The sequence below is a fragment of the Bacillota bacterium genome, from assembly GCA_012839765.1.
Taxonomy (GTDB): domain Bacteria; phylum Bacillota; class Limnochordia; order DUMW01; family DUMW01; genus DUMW01.
The window spans coordinates 14840-35231 of the sequence record DUMW01000017.1 but is presented as its reverse complement, the minus strand read 5'-3'; the positions used below and the strand labels follow the sequence as shown (position 1 = coordinate 35231).

The window sequence follows — 20392 nt, the reverse complement described above, 5'->3', positions numbered from 1 at the left end:
GATCCGATGCGCAAGGGAATTGGGCTTCTTCTGTTAGGGCTTTGTTTGGTGGTGGGCTTGGTGTATTTCTTCCAGCGAGGTGCGGAGCAGGATGCGTCTTCGCCGGAGCCGCCCTCCCGTGAATTTCCCGCGGATCCCGGCATGTATTTCAAGGACGTGCTGTTGATTGGCCGACGGGGTGGTGTCAAGCAATGGGAGATGGACGCTTCCCTCCTTCAGGTGGGCGAGGGGCAAAGCGAGGCGGTGATCAAGGAAATTGGTTCCGGTATAATCTTTCGTGAAGGAGAGCCCTATTTGTACTTCACCGGTCGGGAAGGGATCTGGAATCGCAATACTGACGATTTCCACCTGTTGGGTGAGGTGGAGATTACCACTGATGAGGAGCGTTTCTTGATCGAGGGGCTCAGATATAACTCCAGGCAGGAGACCTTTGTCTCCACGGGGCCCGTGGTGGCCTACATTGGGGAAAAGGAATTACATGCAGAGAGGATGGAGGGGGATCTGGCCAAGAAACAGATGTCCATTAGTGGACAAGTGGAAATCACCCAAGGAGAGAAACAGCGGATTACAGCTGATCACGTGGTCTATGACTCCGAGGGGAAGGCAGTAGAATTATTTGGTAATGTGCGTCTGGAGCTGGAGCTAGATCGGAAGGAGCAACTAGACGCCTAGAACTTGGGGGGGTAATGATGGGGAGGACTGTAAGTAGAATTCTAGTGGTATTGTTGCTGATTGCGTTCTGCGCTGGCTATGCCCAGGCCGACGAGGGGAAGCGGGTAACCATTGAAGTCATTGATGCACCGGAGGATGATCCTTCGGTAACCGGTGATCTTAAGGAAGACATCTGGTTCATTGCTCCTTCGGCGGGCTATGTGCGCATTACCCTGGATGATGTAGAGATTAACGCCACCAGGGTGGAATACTATGGCAAGGAACGGCGGGCTATCATTACCGGTGCCGTGCAGGTGATTCAAGGGGAAAACACCATTACTGCGGAGCAAGTGGAAGCCCTCTTTGACGAGGAGCGGTACATAATCACCGGTAATGTGCACCTGGTGCAACGGAAGGCGGACAGTGGCGAGATCCGGGTGGAGCTGAAGGCCGGTTACCTGGAGTACTTCGCGGCCGAGGACAGGATCGTGGCCCAGGATGATGTGTTCTTCTACAACCAAGATCAAGAAGGACGGGCTGACCGGGTCACCTACTTGGAAGAAGAAGGTGTGGTTACCCTCAGCGGCAATGCGCGGTTGATTACCGAACAGGGTACCTGGTGGGGCAACAGTTTCACCATCGATCTGGATAATGAGACCGTGGTGGGTACTGGCCCCGGCCGTTTGGATTTGACACTTTAAGGCAGATGTAGTCCTATTTACATGTCCTGCTCCCTCCCGGGCTATGGTATAATGCAAATGCTAAATGAGAAGTATTAGCAGCTGTATTAGCCACACCCTGGGGAGGGAGCCATATGCTCACCATACTTTCTGATGGTTTTGCCAAAGATCTAATCACTATTTTCATTGTTACCGTGCTCGTGGGATCTTTGCTTGCTTTTGGGGGAGCATGGGCTGTGGATACCTACTTTGGCGATACCGCTGCCAACTTGGTGGGTGAGATGGGACAGTACGATGCCGTGATACATATCCGGCAGGAAGCCAAGGAGGCGGCAATTCCCGAATTTGAACGGATTCTGCGGGATAGTCTGCCCGGCGCCCAGTGGAAGGAAGGGATCACCATCGCGGGCAAGATGAACCTCTTCCTCCGTCTGCCCGACGCCCTTTATACCGCAGAGAGTTTTCAGAATTTATCATCATATTTTTCCGGGGTCTCTGGTTTCTCCGGGGTAAGCATTGTCGCGGAGCCCTCCATCGTAATCAGCGGGGTGCAGCAGGGGGTTCGGCAGGAACTCATTGGCCGGATTAATTCCCTAGACAATGTACGCTGTGTCTTCAACAGAGGCTCCGATATCTACGTTCTTTTGGAGGCAGCCGACACCAGTGGCCGTCTGCGGGCGGAGATCAACAAGATGCTAGAGTCCTATCAATTGGTGGAGTTCCGCTTACCCTTGGATACGGATCCCCAGGACATTGCTTCTTTGTCCGCAGAGCTTGAAAGGCAGATTGCCACCAAGTTGCGGCCTGAGGTCCTCAAGAATATTTCCTCCGGAGAAGACGAACAAAGTGTCCAGGCCTTTCGTAAGGTGTTGCATGAGATGAAGGGCTTTCTGTTGACCTATGCTTCAAAGGTGGATATTAGCCTGTCGGAGTCTGTTGCAGTGCGACCAGGGGAGCGGCTTGTCGTCACCGACGCCAAGGCCGGGGATTTGGTGATTGAGGTCCTTCAAGTGGGGGAAAGGACCGCCACCGGGCTTATCGTGTCTGGCGATGCTTCCACCCTGGATACTTCCTTAGAAAACAGACCGATCCACCGTCTTTCGGGCAAGGACCAAGTGGGTGAACAGGTGGGGACGGTGACCATCAGCAACGAAAGGTACCGTCTGGCCCAAACCATAGACAACAGTGTGGAACTGCTGCAGGAACTGGAGGGTTTGGCTAAGGACGCGGATGCCGCGGTGACCAACGCGGAGCAGACCTTGGAGACCTTCCAGCGGGCCTTGGTGGAGTTGGGTCAGCTGCAGCAACAGCTTGCCCAGTTGAGCCAGAGTCCTAGCGGTGCACCCCAGGGTACAGAACTGCTTTTGACTTTACTGTTAAACAACCTCTTTAAGGATGCCCTGGGGGCTGGTGATGACCCGGTGGGCTCCTTCAAGGACCTGGATGTGGCAGCCCTGCAGGATACTCTGGAGAGCATCTCCACCCGGATCGATGCCATTTCTACCATCGATCTGGAACAGATTGTGGAGCAGATCCAATTTGTGAAGGACAGCTTGCCCCAGTTGTCCGATGAAGACATCGGGCAATCGGTGGAGTTAATCGATCAGTACCTGGGCGGCGAGGTGATCCCCGGTAGTAAGATCGAGTTCTTACTAGATGGGGACATTGCCCTGTCTGTGTTGGAGCAAGCCTTGGCGGAAGTTGAGGGCTTTGAGCACATCGATCTTTATTCTTTACCGGTGGGGGTCATCATGCCCAGTGCCCTTTCGGTGCTTTTCAATGTGCTCAGTGAAGTGCGGGGGATCATTGCCGGGCTACTCAGTATCGTCTTTGTGGCTCTGGTCTTTCTCTTGGACCATGCCACTTTGCTTAGTGCCAGCCGGCGGCTTTTGCTTAACACTTGTCAAGGGAAACATCGCAGGATCAAGACCATGTTCCCCGTGGTGGTTTTTGGGGCATTATTGGGTGCTTGCCTACTGAGTGCCATCTACTGGCTCAGCGGTGGAAATGTACCTTACCTCAACGCCTATTGGGTGCTGGGGATTGGTGCCCTGCTCGGTACCACCATTGCACTGCTTGCGGAGCGGATCAGTCCTGTGAACCAGGAAGAACTCCTGGCGGCGGAGGCCCTGGGTCTGACCTATGCCCAGATTATGCGGGAAGTGGTTATTCCCGCGGGTCGGCCGGGGATTGTGCAAACTCTGAACAGACGCCGTCAGCAATGCTGAAGGGAGGGGGATGGTGTCATGTTTTTACGGATGATCGACTTGATTAAGCGTTACGGGAAGGTCACCGCGCTTAATGGTTTCATGCTGGATGTGGAGGAAGGGGAGACGGTGGTTATTATGGGCCCTAGTGGTTGCGGCAAGTCCACCTCGGTGCGGTGCATTAACCGATTGGTGGAGCCGGATCACGGTCGCATCCTGCTTCAGGATCAATCGGTGCTGGACATGAACCGTAGGGAGCTTTTGACCCTACGAAAACGCATTGGCTACGTGTTCCAAGGCTTCAACCTGATTGGCCGTCTTAATGTGTTGGAAAATGTCATGTTCGGGTTAATCATGGACGGTGTGGATCCCAAGGTTGCCCGGGATCGGGCGATGCATGCCTTAAGTAGGGTGGGGATGGACGAGTATTGGCAGCAAAAGCCAGCGGAACTCAGTGGTGGACAACAGCAGCGGGTAGGGATCGCCCGGGCTTTGGTTTTGGAGCCGGAGCTGATGCTCTGGGATGAACCCACCGCTTCATTGGATCCCATCTTGGTAAGGGAAGTCTTAGATGTGATGGAAGAACTGATTGCCACCAGCAAGACCACCATGATCATCGTGACCCATGAGGTATCCTTTGCCCGCCGGGTGGCGGATCGTATCGTCCTGATGGACCGTGGACGGGTGGTGGAAATCGGCACTCCGGAACAGATTTTTGAAAACCCCCAGTCGGAAATTGGCCGGAAATACAAGGGTTTGCTGGTTTCCTAAATGATAAGCAGGAATTAGTTGGGTAGTGGCGAAATTGCTTATATGAAATCGTTGGTCAGGTACTATGATCAAATGTGTTGTTGAACTGATAGAGTTGGAATAGAAAGGCGACAATATTGATGTCCTCCCTACAGACGACGATTGGCAGAGAAGTTACCTATACGGGCATAGGGATTCACACTGGCCAATCCACAACGGTGAAGATTAAACCAGCAGAACCAAATACCGGATATATATTATGTCGGCTGGATTTGCCCGGGAAACCCTGCATCCCTATGACCGTGGAGAATGTAACGGAGACCAATCGCTGTACCACCATCGGTAACGGGGAGGTCAAAGTGAAGACTGTGGAGCACATTTTGGCGGCCCTCCACGGGTCTGGCATCCATAATGCGCAAGTGGAGGTTATTGGTCCGGAGATCCCCATCGCCGACGGGTCGGCAGCCTGCTTCTGCCAGTTAATTGAATCGGCGGGCACGATCGTTTATAATGAACCCGGTCGGAGATACCTGTTGGAGCAACCCTGTTGGGTTTCCCAGGGGGACGCCCATCTGGTGGCCTTGCCCCATCCGGAGCTGAAGATCAGCTATTCCTTTGTATCCGATCACCCCGTGGTGGGTAATCAGTTTATTGAGTACACCTTGGACAAGGATACCTTTGCCTCGGAAATTGCCCCGGCGCGGACCGTGGGGTTCATCCAGGAGATCTCCCGGATGCGCGAGGCGGAGCTTGCCCTGGGAGGTAACCTTGACGTAGCGGTGGTGGTGGGCGAAGACCGGTACTTGAATGAACTGCGGTTCCGGGATGAAATCGTGCGCCACAAGGTGTTGGACATTATTGGCGACCTGAGTCTTTTGGGACAGATCTCCGCCCACATTATCGCCATCAAGTCCGGGCACAGGATGAACAATGCCTTAGCCCGCAAGATGCGCAAGTATCTGCGTTTGGCAGAGGATTAGCCAAGACCCGTAGACGGGAGGAATATTGTTGATGGATATACGGGAGATCATGGAAAAGTTGCCCCATCGGTATCCCTTTTTGTTGGTGGACAGGATTTTGGAACTCCAGCCGGGCCAACGGGCTAAGGCCCTGAAGAATGTGACCATAAACGAAGCCTTCTTCCAGGGTCATTATCCCAATAATCCTATCATGCCGGGGGTGTTGCTCCTTGAGGCAATGGCCCAAGCCGCAGGGGTTGTGGTGTTGCCTGACGATACCAATGTGGTGCCGCTTTTTGCCGGAGTGGACAAGGCGAAGTTCCGTCGGGTGGTAAGGCCCGGAGATCAGGTGATCTTAGAAGTAGAAGTGATCCAACGCCGTCGACAGGTGGCGAGAATTCAAGGCAAGGCCTTCGTGGACGAGCAGTTGGCCGCGGAGGCGGAATTGTTGTTCATGATTGCGTCTGAAGCATAAAGGTGGCGAGAACGTGGAAGAACAGGCTATACAATCGAAGAGTGGTAATGTAGTACACATTCACCGCAAGATTCATCCCACAGCCATAGTTTCTCCCAAGGCGGTTTTAGGGAAGAACGTGCAAATTGGTCCCTATGCTGTCATTGGTGATAATGTGGAGATTGGTGACAACACCATCATTGGCCCCCATGCGGTGGTGGAAGGTTGGACACGAATTGGGGCCAACAATCGGATCTACACCGGCGCAGTGATCGGTAATGAACCCCAGGACCTGAAGTACAAGGGTGAGAAGTGTTATCTTTTCATTGGTGATGGGAATATCATTCGGGAGTATGCCACCATCAGTATCGGGACTAAGGATGGGGGCGGTGAAACGCGCCTTGGCAACAACAACCTGATCATGTCCTATGTTCACGTAGCCCACGATTGCCAGATTGGCAACAATGTTGTGATCTCCCATGGCTCCGGTATCGGGGGACATGTGACCATTGAAGACCATGCTGTGATCGGTGGGTTATCCGGGGTGCACCAGTTTACCAAGATTGGCAAAATGGCCATGTTGGGGGCCCATAGTATGGTGAATATGGACGTGCCTCCCTTCTTCATGGTGGATGGTAACCCTGCCAAGGTGTACGGAGTTAACATCGTGGGATTGCGCCGGAATGGAGTGGCCCCGGAAGTGCGGGCCCAGATCAAACACGCCTTCAAGATCCTCTATCGCTCGAACTTAAATGTTTCCCAGGCCATTGAACAGATGGAGCAGGAGCTTTCTGGCGTTCCTGAGATTGATCATCTGCTGAGGTTTCTCCGCAGCAGCCAGCGGGGTATCTGCGGGTAAGAGGGAGGATATGCGGTGATTACAGGCCTACAGGGCTCCCTTGCCCTGATCGCCGGAACCGGCAAACTACCGGAAATAGGTGCGTCTTTCGCTTCCCGGTCCGGTTACCCGTTGACTGTGATTGATCTTACCGGTAATGGACATCGGTTTGCCCCTTTTACGGACCAGTTGTACGAGTTAAGTCCCTTCCAATGGGGCCGGATTGTGGAAATCCTACACCAACACTCGGTACAGAACATATATTTTCTAGGTGAAGTAAAAAAGGAACTTCTGTTTACTGGCGGCCAGCGTCCCGATGCAAGGTTGGCTAGGCTACTGGCTTCCCTGCCCAACTATAGTGATATGGAGATCTTCCGTGGTCTCCTCAGGGATTTGGAACGTGAAGGTTTTATCGTGGGCCCACAGACGGATCTGGTGGGGACTTTAGCCTGTGGGCCAGGTCAATGGGCCCGTCGACCCACGGTTCGGGAAGAACAGGATATCCAGATTGGGCTGCGGGTGGCCAGGTCCCTGACGGAACTGGATGTAGGGCAAACGGTTATTGTAAAAGATACCGCAGTGGTGGCGGTGGAGGCCATGGAGCACACCGATGCCACTATTCGCCGGGCGGCGGAACTGACCGGTGGGGGCGGGATCATGGTGAAATTGAAGCGTCCAAAGCAGGATCCCCGCTTTGACATCCCCTGCATTGGTCCGGAGACCTTTGCTTTGATGTCTGCGGCCAGACTTACCGCGTTGGCCTTTTCCTCCGGCATCCTGTGGCTGGACCAGGAGGAAAGCCTGGCCATTGCCCGCAAGGCGGACATATCCATTATCTGTATATCTGAGGAAGGTGGCACTGTAGCGAACCTATGAAGATCATGTTAGTGGCTGGCGAGCCGTCGGGTGATCTGCATGGTGCCCGGTTGGCCAAGGCCATTTTGGAGCAGAATCCCGCGGTGGAGCTTTTCGGCCTCGGTGGTCCCCTAATGGCCGAGGCCGGTGTGAGACTTATCGCAGATCCCACTGCCGTCAGTCTGATCGGTTTTGTGGAGGTCTTTCAGCATGTCCGGTATTTGCTTCGCCTGTTAAAGCAGGCTGCCCACATATTGAGGCTCCAGCGCCCCGATGCGGTGGTGTTCATTGATTTTCCCGAGTTCAACATGCGGTTGGCCAAAGTGGCCAAGGGCCTGGGGGTTCCCAGCTTGTATTACTTCAGCCCGTCGGTTTGGGCGTGGCGCAGGGGTCGGGCCAAGAAGCTAGGGAAGCTGGTCGATATGGTGGCCGCGGTGTTTCCCTTTGAAGCGGATATTTATCGCCGGGCCGGCGCCGAGGTCATCTACCTCGGTCATCCCCTGTTGGATACGGTGCAGCCTTCCATGGACGAAGTGGAGATCCATCGTTTCTTGAATATTGTTCCCGAGGCGATGAAAATTGCCTTGATGCCCGGTAGCCGGCGGCAAGAGATTAAGGCCCACCTTCCCACTATGTTAGAAGCGGGCCGGCTGATTCAGGAACAGGTACAGCGACCGGTGCAGTACTTGGTTCCGGTGGCGGCCGGCATTGATGATGAGCTGATCAGGGAAGTCATTGCCCAACGGGGAGAAGGACTCAATCTGCGTCTGGTCCACGGTTACCAATATGATGTGTTGGCGGTGGCGGATCTGGTCATTGTGGCCTGTGGTACCGCCACCTTGGAGGCGGCCTTGCTAGAGGTTCCCATGGTTACCGTGTATCGACTTTCCAAGACCACCTATCGGATCGCCAAGTTGTTGGTAAAGGTGCCCCACGTGGCCCTACCTAACGTGATTGCCGGTAGGGAGATTGTCCCCGAATTGATCCAAGATGAATTCACCCCCGAAACCGTGGTCAGGGCCGCAATGCCCTTGTTGCAGGGCGAAGCCCGGGAAGAGCAGCGTAAGGCCCTTGCCCAGGTTAAAGTGACCCTTGGTCCTCCTGGGGCTGTGGCGCGTTGTGCGGCCCTGGTGTTGAAACTGGCGGCGGAACGGGGTGTCGATCCCCGTGGCTAAGCGTCCTACCGTTGTTATTACCGTCAATAGTCCCGGTGAGGTGGCTGCCTGGTTGGCACCGGTGGTGGTCCAGCTGGGACAACGGCTGCCTTCTAGCCGGATTGTGGTGGTGGTTCCCCCCTGCCCCTTTGCCAGTGGGGCTGAAGTTGACGTGATTCGCAAGATGGAGCAGGTTACCGAAGTGATCGGTCCGGAGGATGCCTTTGGGCTTTTGTTTCGCAGGAGACGGCCTGACTGGGGCGACCGTGGACTTGTGCTCTTTCTTGGGGGTGATCCGGCCTTTGCCGGACGTCTGGCCAGACGTTTGGGCTATCCTGCAGCGGCCTACGTGGAGCGGGTGGCAGGGGCTTTAAACTTTCAACAGTACTTTGCGGCCTATCCGCCGGTAGCAGAGGAGCTTCGGACCCGGGGCAAAAGTAACGTCCATTTCGTGGGGAACCTGATGGCCTCCGCGGTGAAGGGTCGTGCGGAAGAGGTGGCCGTGGATCTAGGTGTGCAGCCTGGTGAGACGGTGCTTAGCTTCTTTCCGGGCAGCCGTCCCTGGCAGATTTGTCATTTGGTTCCCTTTTTTCTGGAAATGGCTCAGCTTTTGGGGCAAGCACTGGTGCAGCACCAACTAATGATTATGTCCCCCTTTGTGGAGGAAGAGCAACTGGTGAACGCCGCGTCAAAGCCTTCTTCCATCCTTGGTGGTATAACTGCAACCTGCGTGGAGCGGTGGGAAGGTGTAGCGGGAAACAAGGTGGTAGTCCTGAAGACAGTCCAAGGCCACCGGGTGACCGCGGTCTGGGGTGCCCGGTATGAGCTGATGAAGGGAAGTACACTGGCGGTAACCATCCCGGGAACCAACACGGCGGAGTTGGGGTATCTCCATGTACCTACTGTGGTGTTGGTGCCGTTGCATCGGCCGGAGATCATTCCCCTGCCCGGCTTGATTCAGTGGGTTGGCCGGATACCGCGGTTAGGACCTGTATTGAAGCGGCGGGCTGTTGAGACTTACCTCAGAACCCATCCCTATGTGGCCTTACCCAACCAATGGGTGGGACGGGAGATCATGCCTGAGTATAAAGGTAGCTTTCAGGCTGCAGATGTGGTATGTTGTCTCCGGGCTCTCCTAGAGGCCCCTCAGCGCTTGGAGAGTATACGGAAGCAGTTGGCGGAGCTTGCTCCCACCCAGGATACTGCTTCTGTGATGGTGGAGTTGTTGATCGAGCAATTTGGACTAAGGGGATGAGTCGATGGGCCGGCGACTGTTTAGCTATGTAAGACCTTACTGGCCATGTTTGCTTTTAGGGGCTATTACCAGCCTGGTCTCGGTGGCAGCAAAGTCTTTGCTTCCTTTGGTTGTCGGTACCCAGCTGGTGGACCAGGTGTTGATTCTACAGCAGGATCTGGGTCTATTGAGTCGCGTTATGTTGGTGGGAATGGGGATTTACCTCATCATGGGCGTGTTTTTCTACCTGCAATACTGGATGTTTTCCTATTGTGGTCACCGGGCTACGGTGGATCTACGACAACAAGTGTACAATAAACTGCAGGATTTACCTTTGGCCTATCACGAGAAGCATCGCAGCGGTGAACTGATTAGTCGGGTAATCAATGATACCGCCATGGTGCAGAACGCGCTCAGTGTGGGTATTGGGGATTTCCTGCACAATGCCGCGATGGTTCTAGGGGTATTTGTGCTGGCCATATATATCAATTGGCGCTTGTTCCTGTTGACCTTAGCGATCCTTCCTTTGATTGCTGTGGCGGTTAGCGCATACAGCAAGCGGATCCGTCAGTATTCCCGGGCGGTTCAGGACAGAGTCGCAGATATCGGTGGGTTGGCCCAGGAGACTTTGAGTGGAATCAAAGTGGTCAAGGGTTTTGCTATGGAAGAGGCAGAGAAGGAGCGCTTTCAGCGGGGTAATGAGCAGAGTTTTCAAGCCACCATGAAAGCGGTGCGGTTGATGGCCAGCGTGGTTCCCATTGTGGAACTCATGATGGTAAGTGGCCTGTTGCTCCTCATTTGGTACGGAGCCCGGGAGGTGCTGCAAGGCCGGCTTTCACCCGGTGAACTGGTGGCCTTCCTGAGTTATATCGCGATGGCTTCGGGGCCGGTGAACGTACTGTTACGAACTAACAACCTGTTTCAGCAGAGTCTTGGTGCTGCAAGCAGGATCTTTGAGGTTTTGGATACGCCAATCACCATCATGGAGCCGAAGGATCCCGTTATCCTTTCGAAGGTGAAGGGGAACGTAGAATTCGAACAGGTTTGCTTTAGCTATCATGATGATGAACCGGTGTTAAAAAAGGTGAATCTGTCGGTGTCTCCCGGTGATGTGACCGCACTGGTCGGTCCTAGTGGGGCCGGAAAGACCACCTTAGTGAACCTGATTCCGCGGTTTTATGATCCAACCAGCGGTGCCATTCGATTGGATGGCCATGATTTGCGCACCTTGAGTCTGCGCTGGTTGCGGTGTCAAGTGGGAATTGTTCCCCAGGATACGGTCCTCTTTTCCGGAACCATTGCGGAAAACATTGCCTACGGCAAACCCGATGCCACTTGGCGGGAGATCCAGGAGGCGGCCAAAGCCGCCAATGCCCACAGCTTCATCACTAGTTTTCCCGATGGATACGACACCTATGTGGGCGAACGGGGAGTCTGCCTATCGGGGGGACAAAGGCAGCGAATTGCCATCGCCCGGGCTTTACTCAAACAGCCCCATATCCTGATCCTTGATGAAGCTACCTCGGCATTGGACGCTGAATCGGAATACCTGGTACAAGAGGCCCTGGGACGTTTGATGGAGGGGCGTACTACCTTTGTAATTGCCCATCGCCTGTCTACGATTATCAATGCCACTAAGATCCTCGTGCTGGATGCGGGTAGGATTGTGGAACAGGGCTCCCATACAGAGCTGATGCGTAGGATGGGGTTGTATCAGCGGCTGTACAGTACGCAGTTTGCGGGGTAGGCCATGGAGAAATCGTCGATGGAGCATAGGCAGATTCTGTTTCTCAGTAACGGTCATGGTGAGGACGGGATTGCTGTAGCTTTGATTCGCGAACTCGGCGATCTAAAAGATCAGATTTGCGCCCTTCCTTTGGTGGGGCTAGGAGAGGAATACATTAAGGAAGGTATCCCGGTACTGGAACCAAGGATGGTTCTCCCCTCCGGGGGGTTTACCCGCCTGGGGCCCCGGCAGCTTTGGCAGGATCTTAGGGCGGGACTACTGTCCCTGCTGCGAAGTCAGATCCGAACCTTGCGGGAAATGCACAAGGCGATCAGTTTGGTGGTATGTGTTGGAGATGTCTATCCCCTGCTGCTTGCCGGTTTGTTTGTAAAGCGACCGATGATCTTTCTTGCTACCGCAAAAAGTGAATATATCAATGGTCATTTTCCTGTGGAATATTGGTTGATGCGCAAGTATTGCCAGAAGGTTTTTGCCCGGGACAAAGCAACGGCCGAAGCGATGGTGAATAACGGGGTTGCCGCGGACTTCGCCGGGAACTTGATGATGGATATCTTGATGCAGGACCATTCGGTTTATCCCAAGAAATCTTCCGATCCATTAATCTGTCTTTTGCCCGGAAGCCGTGATGACGCCTACTTGAACCTTGGGGATCTTTTAGATTGCGTGAGTATAATCGTTGAGGAGAGGACCTGTGAGTTTGCTGTACCATTGGCACCGGGACTATCCTTCGGTGAGATAAAACGGACAATAGATTTGCAACGATATGGCCCTGCCTGTGCTTTTGAGGAACCCAGTCCTCGAGAGAAGTCCCAAGGAATCGAAGGCAAGATAATAGTGAAAAACCGAGTGGAGATCCCCGTGTTAAAGGGATGTTTTGCTGGGCTGCTAAAAAGTTGTGATTTGGTTATCGGTCTGGCTGGTACCGCAAACGAACAGGCTGCTGGTTTAGGCAAACCGGTGATCACTTTTCCCGGCCGCGGGGTCCAGTTTACGGAGAGGTTTGCCAAGGCACAGAAGAAGCTTCTGGGTGAAGCGGTCTGTTTGGTGGCTCCCGCGCCTAGGATTGTGGCCGAGCATGTCCAGATAATCCTAAGTGACCCCGTGCTTTACAACAGAATGGCTACGGTAGGTAAAGAACGGATGGGCAGCCCGGGTGGTGCTGCGGTCATCGGTCAATACATAAGAGAGATTCTCACCTAACAGTATGGAGTAGAAACAAGGTTTTAGGATAATTGTAATCGAAACGAGATGAAGGAAAGAAGGAAATTCTGAGCTTTTCATAAATTAAGATACTAAACTGACTGGGTGCTCGTTTTCGCACTGAAAATGGCTAAAGAATCTTGGTAAAGAAGGTAAAATTAGGGCCGGTGACGAACAATACCTGTAACACGTTTTGCTGTTCGTAATGATATGGACGGAGTGGCAGGTATGCGGAAGACTTTTGTGGTAGCTTTCATCATGTTTGTGGCCCTTATTGTGGATTCTTCATATGCCAGTTTTGGACCCGGAGGGTGGAGTCTTGAAGGGGACTCCTGGGGTTTCCCTGGTAATGCCGGTGGAGCCCTATGGTCTGCGGCTTCCCTTACTCTGAACGAAACCCCACGACCTATTATTCGCATTTCCCAACAGATTCGGGATCCCCGGACGGGTGAAATCCGGGAGATAAATATCATCCCTCCACCCCCCAGACAGAGACTGCGGCAGGAAAACATAGCGATTCAGCCGGTGTTGACCACGGGTCTTTCGGCCAGGGTCACCAACTTTGAAGTGGCTTCGGAATTGTTGGTCATGCTTTCCGATTTGCAGACGACCCAATCCATAGACTTGGACGCGTTTTTGGATAAATATGAATTGACCCTGGCGAAACTCTTGATTTCCATGCCGTTTCGTTATTATTTGAATGGGGTGACTGCCTTCTCCGGTGCAGAACAGTGGAATGTGTCGTATGTAAAACAGCAAGAATCAGTCATCAATATGCGTGGCTTGGACATCAGTATTGGATTTATTGATCTAGATACCTTTGCCGTGGCCCGTTCGGTGGAGTTTTCCGACCAACGGGTAACCTTAGGGGCCAGGCTGAAAGGACTTAAAGGTAGTAGGTACTTCATGGGGCTGCACGATTTGGTGGACTATGTCCATGAGAACATATCGGGTCAAGGACTCGGTCTCGATGTGGCCTTCTTCTATCACGGGACCGGGGAATCGGATGTTGGCCTCGCCATTGATGACTTGTATACTCGAATGGAGTGGACCGGTATTCGTCAAAGGGAAGGAGAGACTGTTCAGGATAGTGAGTTTGTCGAGGTCTTCGTTCCGACGCTCCGAATTTCCTATGTGGCTCGGGCCGGTCAAAGTGGAGCGGTTTACACAGAGTTTGTTCGGAAACTGCAAAAGAATGCCAAGGTGGAGATTAGACTAGGAATGGAACGAATTCTCTCGCCGGGGACAACGGGGAGAGTTAAAATAGGTATTTCTGATCTGGAAGGGATGGTATTGGGTTTAGGGGTCGGCAAGAAAATTGGGTCCATGGAGCTCGACCTGAGTTTATCAAGTTCAGACTTTTATCGTAATTCGTGGGGCGGTGGTTTAAGCATCAACTATCGTTTCTAACGGTTGTTACAGTTTAGGTTTCATATATAACGGATTCTGACGATGTGACTCTAAGGAGGGGACCTAAAGTTGAGGAGAAGTGGACTAATCGTTGGTGTTATTGTTGTGTTATTGAGTCTTTCTTGCTCCACCCTGAGTGCTCAGGGACTTTCCAGTGCCCAGTGGGCTCAGGTGCAGTCTGAGGTGGAGCAGCTCGGACTAGGCTACTTCGGGGAATTGGGGCTATGGCAAAGTGTTGTGAGCACCCTTGAAGCAGTCTTGGGTGATGTGGAGCAACCCAATGTACCCCAAGGAGTAATCACGGACATTGTGTCGGCGGCTCTGGAGAACGGCTATTCTGCAGGAGTTGCCGGTCGGATCGCGGCAAACTTGATCGCTGCCAGTCAACGCGGTAGGAATCAAGATGTCGAGATACTGATTAAGGAGCTTATTGATCAGGATCTAAGTGCGAATGTTATAGTGCAGGTATCGTCGGTTCTTGGCCAGGCCGGTGTTAACGCACAGTCTGCCCAGGACATGGGAACCGTGGCCAGCAGTTTGGGTACCATGGTAGCCCATATGGCTGAAGGCGGCTACTCAGAGGAAAACATGCTGAATGTCCTGGGATTGGTGGAAAGAGCGGCCGCCTTGGGCGACAGTAATCAGTTGGTCCAGTCCATCGCTGGAGTTCAGGAGATTTTGACCCAGGTAGAAGCGTTAGGTGTGGACCAGCGAGTGCTCAACGCAACCACCCAGGCTTTGTATCAGGCTGCTCTCAAATCTGGAAGCATCGATGAGTTGCAGAGTCATAGCGCCACTATTGCTGGGCTGTTGTCTAGTGGTGCCGATTTGGGTGTTTCCGACGCAGCCCTGGAGAATCTTATGTCCGCTCTTCAGGGTGCCATTGCCCAGTCCAGTGGTGGAACAGAGCTGGAGCAGTTGCTTTCCGGCGTACAACGGATTTTCCAGAACGCGACAGAACTTGGATTGACCGGAGCAGAGGTCAACAGGACCCTTTCCATTGTATCTGGAGTCCTGCGGGAAGGTGAATCTGTAGAGCAAATCAGCACAGCCCTCAATCAATTGGGTGATGCTTTAGGTGCGGGCGATTCTGTGGATGCCATTGCCGACCTGGTATTGCCCCAACCGCCGATTCCTAGCGACGAAGATGAAGAGGACGAAGAGGAGCCTACAGAACCAGATGAGGCCGAGGAGCTGCTTGAAGCTGCCAGATTGGCTAGGGAACAAGGTGACTATGCCGAGGCTTTGAGTCTGTACTTCCGGGCCTTTGATCTGGATCCTAGCCTGTTGGACGAAAACAGGTCAGAAGTGGGTAGCCTCTATGCCGACTGGGCAGCTGAGTTGGAGAACGAGAATACACTGGCATCTTTACAGGAAGCTTTGGCCAAACTTGATGGGGCCATTGATATACATCCTGCGGGAATTGGGGCATATAACGCCCAGAAGGCCGGGGTGTACGCCAAGTTAGGTGTGCTGCATTTTGCTGACGGTGCCTACGAGCAGGCCGTGAATGCCTATAGTGCGGCCCTTGACCTGGTGGATAATACTGAGTATAAGGTAGCCCGCGGGAAGGTGTATGCCGCTTGGGCTGCTGACCTGTTCGAGTCTGGAAACTATGAAGCCGCAATTGAGAAGTATAAAGCTGCGGCGGAAGATGATCCGAGCAATGCGGCTACTTATGCGAAGGCCCAAGCCGAATGTTACTTCGAGCTTGCCAAGGGTACCAGTGATCTTGATGAGAAGATCGGTTACTTGACAAAGGCCTATGGGCTTGATGCGCAGTATGGCGAGGCCCTTGGTTTCGCCTACGTAGAGCGGGCAGCCGTGGAGCTTGCTGCAGCCAGGTATGAAGACGCCTATGCGGATCTAAATGAAGCTTTGACCCTGATTCCGGAGGATAAACAGGATGCGGGTCTGTGGCGTCTAGTGGCGGAAGCGGCCAAGGGCGTAGATAAGCCCGCGGTGGCAGTGGAGTACTTGTTGCGCTGGCTTGAGGCTGATGCGGACGCCACCTTCGAAGACTACTCCGAAGCATACTACTATTGTGTGACCACCGCTGGGGATCTACAGTCAGCGTTGACAGTGGCGCAGTGGGCAGCTGAGTTGTTCAAGGATACCTTGGGCAGCTACCAGCTTCTGGCCGGTGCGTATCTGCTCAATGATGACATTGAAGCGGGAATCAGCGCATACTTGGATGGCTTGAAGCTGGTCATCGATGGTGACGACGATGCTGAGATTCAGTCCTACATTGCGGAATGCTTCCGGACCTTGGCGGATGTTTTGGTGGCCTATCCGGATCTGGGTCTGGAAGAGCAGCTGGTGCGGGATATTGGTGAAGTCTTCATGGGTGCTTTGTCCGAGAGCATCGATGAGATGCTGGCGGCCTATGAAGTGGCGGAAACCGAGTTCTATGATGAGCTGTTGAAGGTGGGCATTTCCTCTGCGGCTGCGAAAGAAGTGGTGTACGCTTGCATCGATGAGCTCTTGGAGCAGGATCTGAATGCGGCGAACATCATCCCGCTGCTGAGGGAAATGCAGTTTAAGATGTATGATGAGCTATTGAAGCTTGCTAGCACTGATGCAGACTTCAAGGCCGCCGCTGAAGCGGTGAATGAGGCGATCTTCAAGACCCTGTGGGTGGGCGAAGATTCAATGGGTGGTCGTCTGCAGAAGATAATGGATCGGACGATGACCGCTTTGAAGGATATCACCGAGGAAACTAAGGTCTTGAATTCTGCTGTGGCTGTGAGCTTGGTAGCTGAGCTTTCCGACTACATCCGTATGGATCTTGAACTGGAGCAGGCCCAGCTGTTGATTGGTGCGGCCCGTCATATCATCAAGGTGAGCGATCAGATAAAGAAGATGCCTGGAGCCGTCGAGATTGCCCTTGAAGAGTTCCGGGCCCGTGCGGAGCAGTTGGAGCTGGTGGGTGTTGCCACGGCCTTTGATGAGGTTCTGGCGGAGTTCGGTTGGAAGTTTGATGTGAACCGTCGTGATTGGGATTGGAAAGCCCTTGATGAAGAGGAGCAGGCCTTCCTGGAGACCTTCCTGAAGGATCCGGTGGGTACGCTGCTCATTCTGCAGCGGGCCATGGAGGAACGGGATGATGTGAACCAGTTGGCGGCTGAGGCCATGGCACTCTGGAACAGTGTGCGTACGGAGATTCTGCCTGATGCCATCAAGCAGATCCCGGACTTCACCGTGGAAGAGTGGAACCAGGCGGCCACCGCTTTGCTGGAAGCCTTCATGAGTCTCATTACCGGAAAGCCAATCGATAGAGATCATCCCTGATGATGAGACCGAGGCTCGGATGTTGGTGCAGCAGGCCATCGTGGCCAGAAGCGAAGGACGTTTTGAGGAAGCCATCGGCTACTTTAAAGAAGCCTTTGCCCTGTGGGAGCCACTGGCTGACGAGTACCAAGGGGCGTATGGAGACACCTACGCTGACTGGGCGATGGCGTTAGCTGCGAATGACACCATAGATGATCTGGAAGAAGCCCTTACGAAGCTAGATGCGGCCATTGAGGCCAATCCGGCGGGGACCGCTGGGTACAACGATAAGAAGGTTGACGTATACATCGCCCTTGGTGGCTTGTATTTGAGTGCGAAGGAGTACCAAAAGGCAGTAGATGCTTATACCGATGCATATGACCTCTCCGGAAAAGATGACTATATTGTCGAGCGCGGAAAGGTGTATGCCGCTTGGGCTGCTGACTTGTTCGAGTCTGGAGACTATGAAGCTGCAATTGAGAAGTATGCCGCTGCGGCGGAAGATGATCCGAGCAATGCGGCTACTTATGCGAAGGCCCAAGCCGAATGTTACTTTGAGCTTGCCGAGGGTACCACTGATCTCAATCAGAAGATTTACTACCTGGAGCAAGCTTACGATCTAGATGACAGCTATGCCTGGCCTCTCAGCCAAGCGTACTTAACTCGGGGAGAGAATCGGTACCTTGCTGGCGAATATGCGTCAGCCGAAGAGGATGTGGAAGAAGGCCTGCGCCTGGCGGGGGACAACGAGACGCCGGAGATGTATTCTCTGCTGGCAAATATCAAGTTCCAGCTGTTCAAGTGGGAAGAGGCCATTCAACATCTAAAGACGGCGGTTAACTGGCCTGGTACCACGCCTAAGGAAGAGGATCTCGAACTACTGGTGCTTTGTCTGATGGACAGCTACGCTTTTGATGAGGCTCTGGAATATGCGAGCCTTTTGGCTGAGCTTTTCCCCAGCTTAACTCGCTATGCGAATCTGTCCCAATTGCATGTGAGCGTCGGGCAGATGAGAGAGTCGGTTTTCGTCTTTGGAGACAGCCTCAGTTACGCTTTCGCAGGGGACTATGCTGAAAGTGAAATCCAGGATTATATTGCCCAGAGCTTGGAAGCGATCAGTGAAGGAATGATCGCCTATCCCGATTACGAATTGAGCCTGGAGATAGTCGATGTTGTTTATGCCGCCTTTAGCAGCGGGTTGAACAGTGCAATCGATGCGATCCAGGAAACCTACTATGAGACAATCGAGCCTAGCTTCTTTGTTCGTTTGGATGAAGTGGGCATTGTCGAAGAGGATGTCAGGGCGGTATTCACCGATTGTTTCGAGTACCTGCGCAATCAGCAGGTAAGTGCCGCCAACATCATACCTCTGCTGCGAGAGACTCAGTATATGCTCTACGACAGATTGGCAGAGCTTGTTACCCCCGGGGCAGACTTCGATGAGACCGCTGAGCAAATCAACGAATTCCTCTTCAATACACTCTGGGTAGGGGAAGACTCTCTGGGTGCTCGGTTGCAGACTATCCTGAATACGACCCAGGAGGTATTCGACCAGGTTAGTGACGATGGGTGGAACCTCCGGGCTGCAGTGGCCACTAGTATGGTTCGGGAAGCAGCGGTGAAGGTCACTGAGTTGGATGTTGACCAGGCAGCTCTACTCATCGGTGCGGTTCGACATTTGGTGAAGGTTAAGGATGAGCTCAAGGCTATGCCTGAAGTATTGGACATAGCTCTTCCACAACTGCGGGAAGAAGCCGAGAAACTAGATATGACTGCCGTGGCGATTGCCTTTGATGAGGTCTTGGCCGGCTTCGGCTGGAGACTCGATGTGAATCGACAGGATTGGGGTTGGCAGGAGCTTGAAGAAGATGAGCAAGAGTTCTTGAAGACCCTGTTGCAAGATCCCTTGGGAACTATGCTTACCATCCAGACTGCTTTGGAGGCTCGTGAGGATGTAAACCAGATCGCTGCTGAGGCTAGAGCGCTCTGGGATCGCCTCCGGACGGAGATCCTCCCTGGAGCGGTTGATGTAGTGGAGAATTACGAGGTTGAGGATTGGAACCGGGCTACCGAGGCTCTGTGGGCTGCCTTTTTCAGTCTGTTGACCGGTGAGCCCATTGCTGAAGATTAAGAGACGACTAGCTTTTCCGCTTGATGCGCAAGGCCCTTCCAGATTTGGGAGGGCCTTTGCCGTTATAGGTAGTGGTGTTATAATAAAGGCATATCGGCGTGGGTATCTGGATGGGGAGCATGGTAAGAATGGCAATAGTTGTGGAGAAAGTGGTCAAGTGCTATGGAAGACGTAAGGTGGTCAATGAGGTTAGTATAAAAGTGGAACCAGGGGAGATTGTCGGATTGCTGGGTCCTAACGGTGCGGGAAAGACTACGACCTTTTACATGATTGTTGGTCTAGAAAGGCCTTCCGCCGGTCGTATAATAATTGATGGAACCGACATGACCCGCTGGCCCATGTATAGGCGAGCACGGTTTGGGATCGGTTATCTGGCCCAAGAACCGTCTGTGTTTCGAAAGCTCAGCGTCGAGGACAATGTGATGGCGGTATTGGAATTGATGCCATTCACATCGAAGGAGCGCAGAGAGCGGCTCGAAGAGTTGTTACAGGAGTTCGATATCGCAGGAATCCGCAAGCAGCCTGGAGCAGTTCTTTCTGGAGGAGAACGGCGCCGGGTGGAGATTGCCCGGGCTTTGGCCGCAGAACCACGTTATATTTTGTTAGATGAGCCCTTTTCTGGAGTAGACCCAATTGCCGTTGCTGATATTCAAGGGATAATTGCCATGCTCAAGGAAAAGGGGCTCGGTTTACTTATTACAGATCATAACGTGCGGGAAACACTGAGCATCACCGACCGTGCCTATATCATGCATCAAGGCCGTGTGCTTGTGGAGGGGCCGTCCGGCGAGATTGCTTTGGATCCAATGGCCCGGAAATTCTACTTGGGAGATCGGTTTAGCCTATGAGGTT

Annotated in this window: 16 protein-coding genes; all 16 read left to right on the top strand. The window is 53.3% G+C overall.

Features of this window, described 5'->3' with window-relative positions; genetic code table 11:
• Positions 1-6: 6 nt before the first annotated feature.
• The 16 genes from lptC to lptB all read left to right on the top strand — a co-directional run bounded on the left by lptC (position 7) and on the right by lptB (position 20388).
• Positions 7-672: an LPS export ABC transporter periplasmic protein LptC gene (gene lptC / locus GXX57_01795; GenBank protein ID HHV43388.1), complete on the top strand. Its 666-nt coding sequence runs from the start codon at positions 7-9 to the stop codon at positions 670-672.
• 50 nt (positions 673-722) lie between these two features.
• Positions 723-1352, top strand: coding sequence for an LPS export ABC transporter periplasmic protein LptC (locus GXX57_01790; GenBank protein ID HHV43387.1), 630 nt, complete (start codon positions 723-725; stop codon positions 1350-1352).
• A 113-nt stretch (positions 1353-1465) separates the two neighbouring features.
• A complete protein-coding gene (locus GXX57_01785) occupies positions 1466-3559 on the top strand; it encodes a hypothetical protein (GenBank protein HHV43386.1) in 2094 nt (697 codons plus the stop codon).
• An 18-nt stretch (positions 3560-3577) separates the two neighbouring features.
• Complete coding sequence (locus GXX57_01780; GenBank protein HHV43385.1) at positions 3578-4309, top strand: amino acid ABC transporter ATP-binding protein; 732 nt, start codon at positions 3578-3580, stop codon at positions 4307-4309.
• A 119-nt stretch (positions 4310-4428) separates the two neighbouring features.
• On the top strand, positions 4429-5268 hold the full coding sequence (gene lpxC / locus GXX57_01775) for a UDP-3-O-[3-hydroxymyristoyl] N-acetylglucosamine deacetylase (protein HHV43384.1): 840 nt from the start codon (positions 4429-4431) through the stop codon (positions 5266-5268).
• Between the two features lie 31 nt (positions 5269-5299).
• A complete protein-coding gene (gene fabZ, locus GXX57_01770) occupies positions 5300-5722 on the top strand; it encodes a 3-hydroxyacyl-ACP dehydratase FabZ (GenBank protein ID HHV43383.1) in 423 nt (140 codons plus the stop codon).
• Between the two features lie 28 nt (positions 5723-5750).
• A complete protein-coding gene (gene lpxA / locus GXX57_01765) occupies positions 5751-6560 on the top strand; it encodes an acyl-ACP--UDP-N-acetylglucosamine O-acyltransferase (GenBank protein HHV43382.1) in 810 nt (269 codons plus the stop codon).
• A gap of 15 nt (positions 6561-6575) precedes the next feature.
• The gene (locus GXX57_01760; protein HHV43381.1) at positions 6576-7415 is read left to right on the top strand and encodes an LpxI family protein; all 840 of its coding nucleotides are present in this window, start codon (positions 6576-6578) and stop codon (positions 7413-7415) included.
• Entirely contained in the window at positions 7412-8569 is a 1158-nt protein-coding gene (gene lpxB, locus GXX57_01755) for a lipid-A-disaccharide synthase (GenBank protein HHV43380.1), read from the top strand. The genes GXX57_01760 and lpxB overlap by 4 nt, the downstream gene beginning before the upstream one ends.
• Positions 8562-9803, top strand: coding sequence for a hypothetical protein (locus tag GXX57_01750; protein ID HHV43379.1), 1242 nt, complete (start codon positions 8562-8564; stop codon positions 9801-9803). The genes lpxB and GXX57_01750 overlap by 8 nt, the downstream gene beginning before the upstream one ends.
• A 4-nt stretch (positions 9804-9807) precedes the next feature.
• Complete coding sequence (locus GXX57_01745) at positions 9808-11529, top strand: ABC transporter ATP-binding protein (protein HHV43378.1); 1722 nt, start codon at positions 9808-9810, stop codon at positions 11527-11529.
• A gap of 18 nt (positions 11530-11547) precedes the next feature.
• Positions 11548-12729 (top strand): hypothetical protein, encoded by a 1182-nt coding sequence (locus GXX57_01740; protein HHV43377.1) that lies wholly within the window; start codon positions 11548-11550, stop codon positions 12727-12729.
• 228 nt (positions 12730-12957) lie between these two features.
• On the top strand, positions 12958-14139 hold the full coding sequence (locus GXX57_01735) for a hypothetical protein (protein HHV43376.1): 1182 nt from the start codon (positions 12958-12960) through the stop codon (positions 14137-14139).
• 69 nt (positions 14140-14208) lie between these two features.
• Entirely contained in the window at positions 14209-17430 is a 3222-nt protein-coding gene (locus tag GXX57_01730) for a tetratricopeptide repeat protein (protein HHV43375.1), read from the top strand.
• Positions 17431-17449: 19 nt separating this feature from the next.
• Entirely contained in the window at positions 17450-19540 is a 2091-nt protein-coding gene (locus GXX57_01725) for a tetratricopeptide repeat protein (protein ID HHV43374.1), read from the top strand.
• Between the two features lie 128 nt (positions 19541-19668).
• Positions 19669-20388: an LPS export ABC transporter ATP-binding protein gene (lptB, locus tag GXX57_01720; protein HHV43373.1), complete on the top strand. Its 720-nt coding sequence runs from the start codon at positions 19669-19671 to the stop codon at positions 20386-20388.
• The last annotated feature ends 4 nt before the right edge of the window (positions 20389-20392 follow it).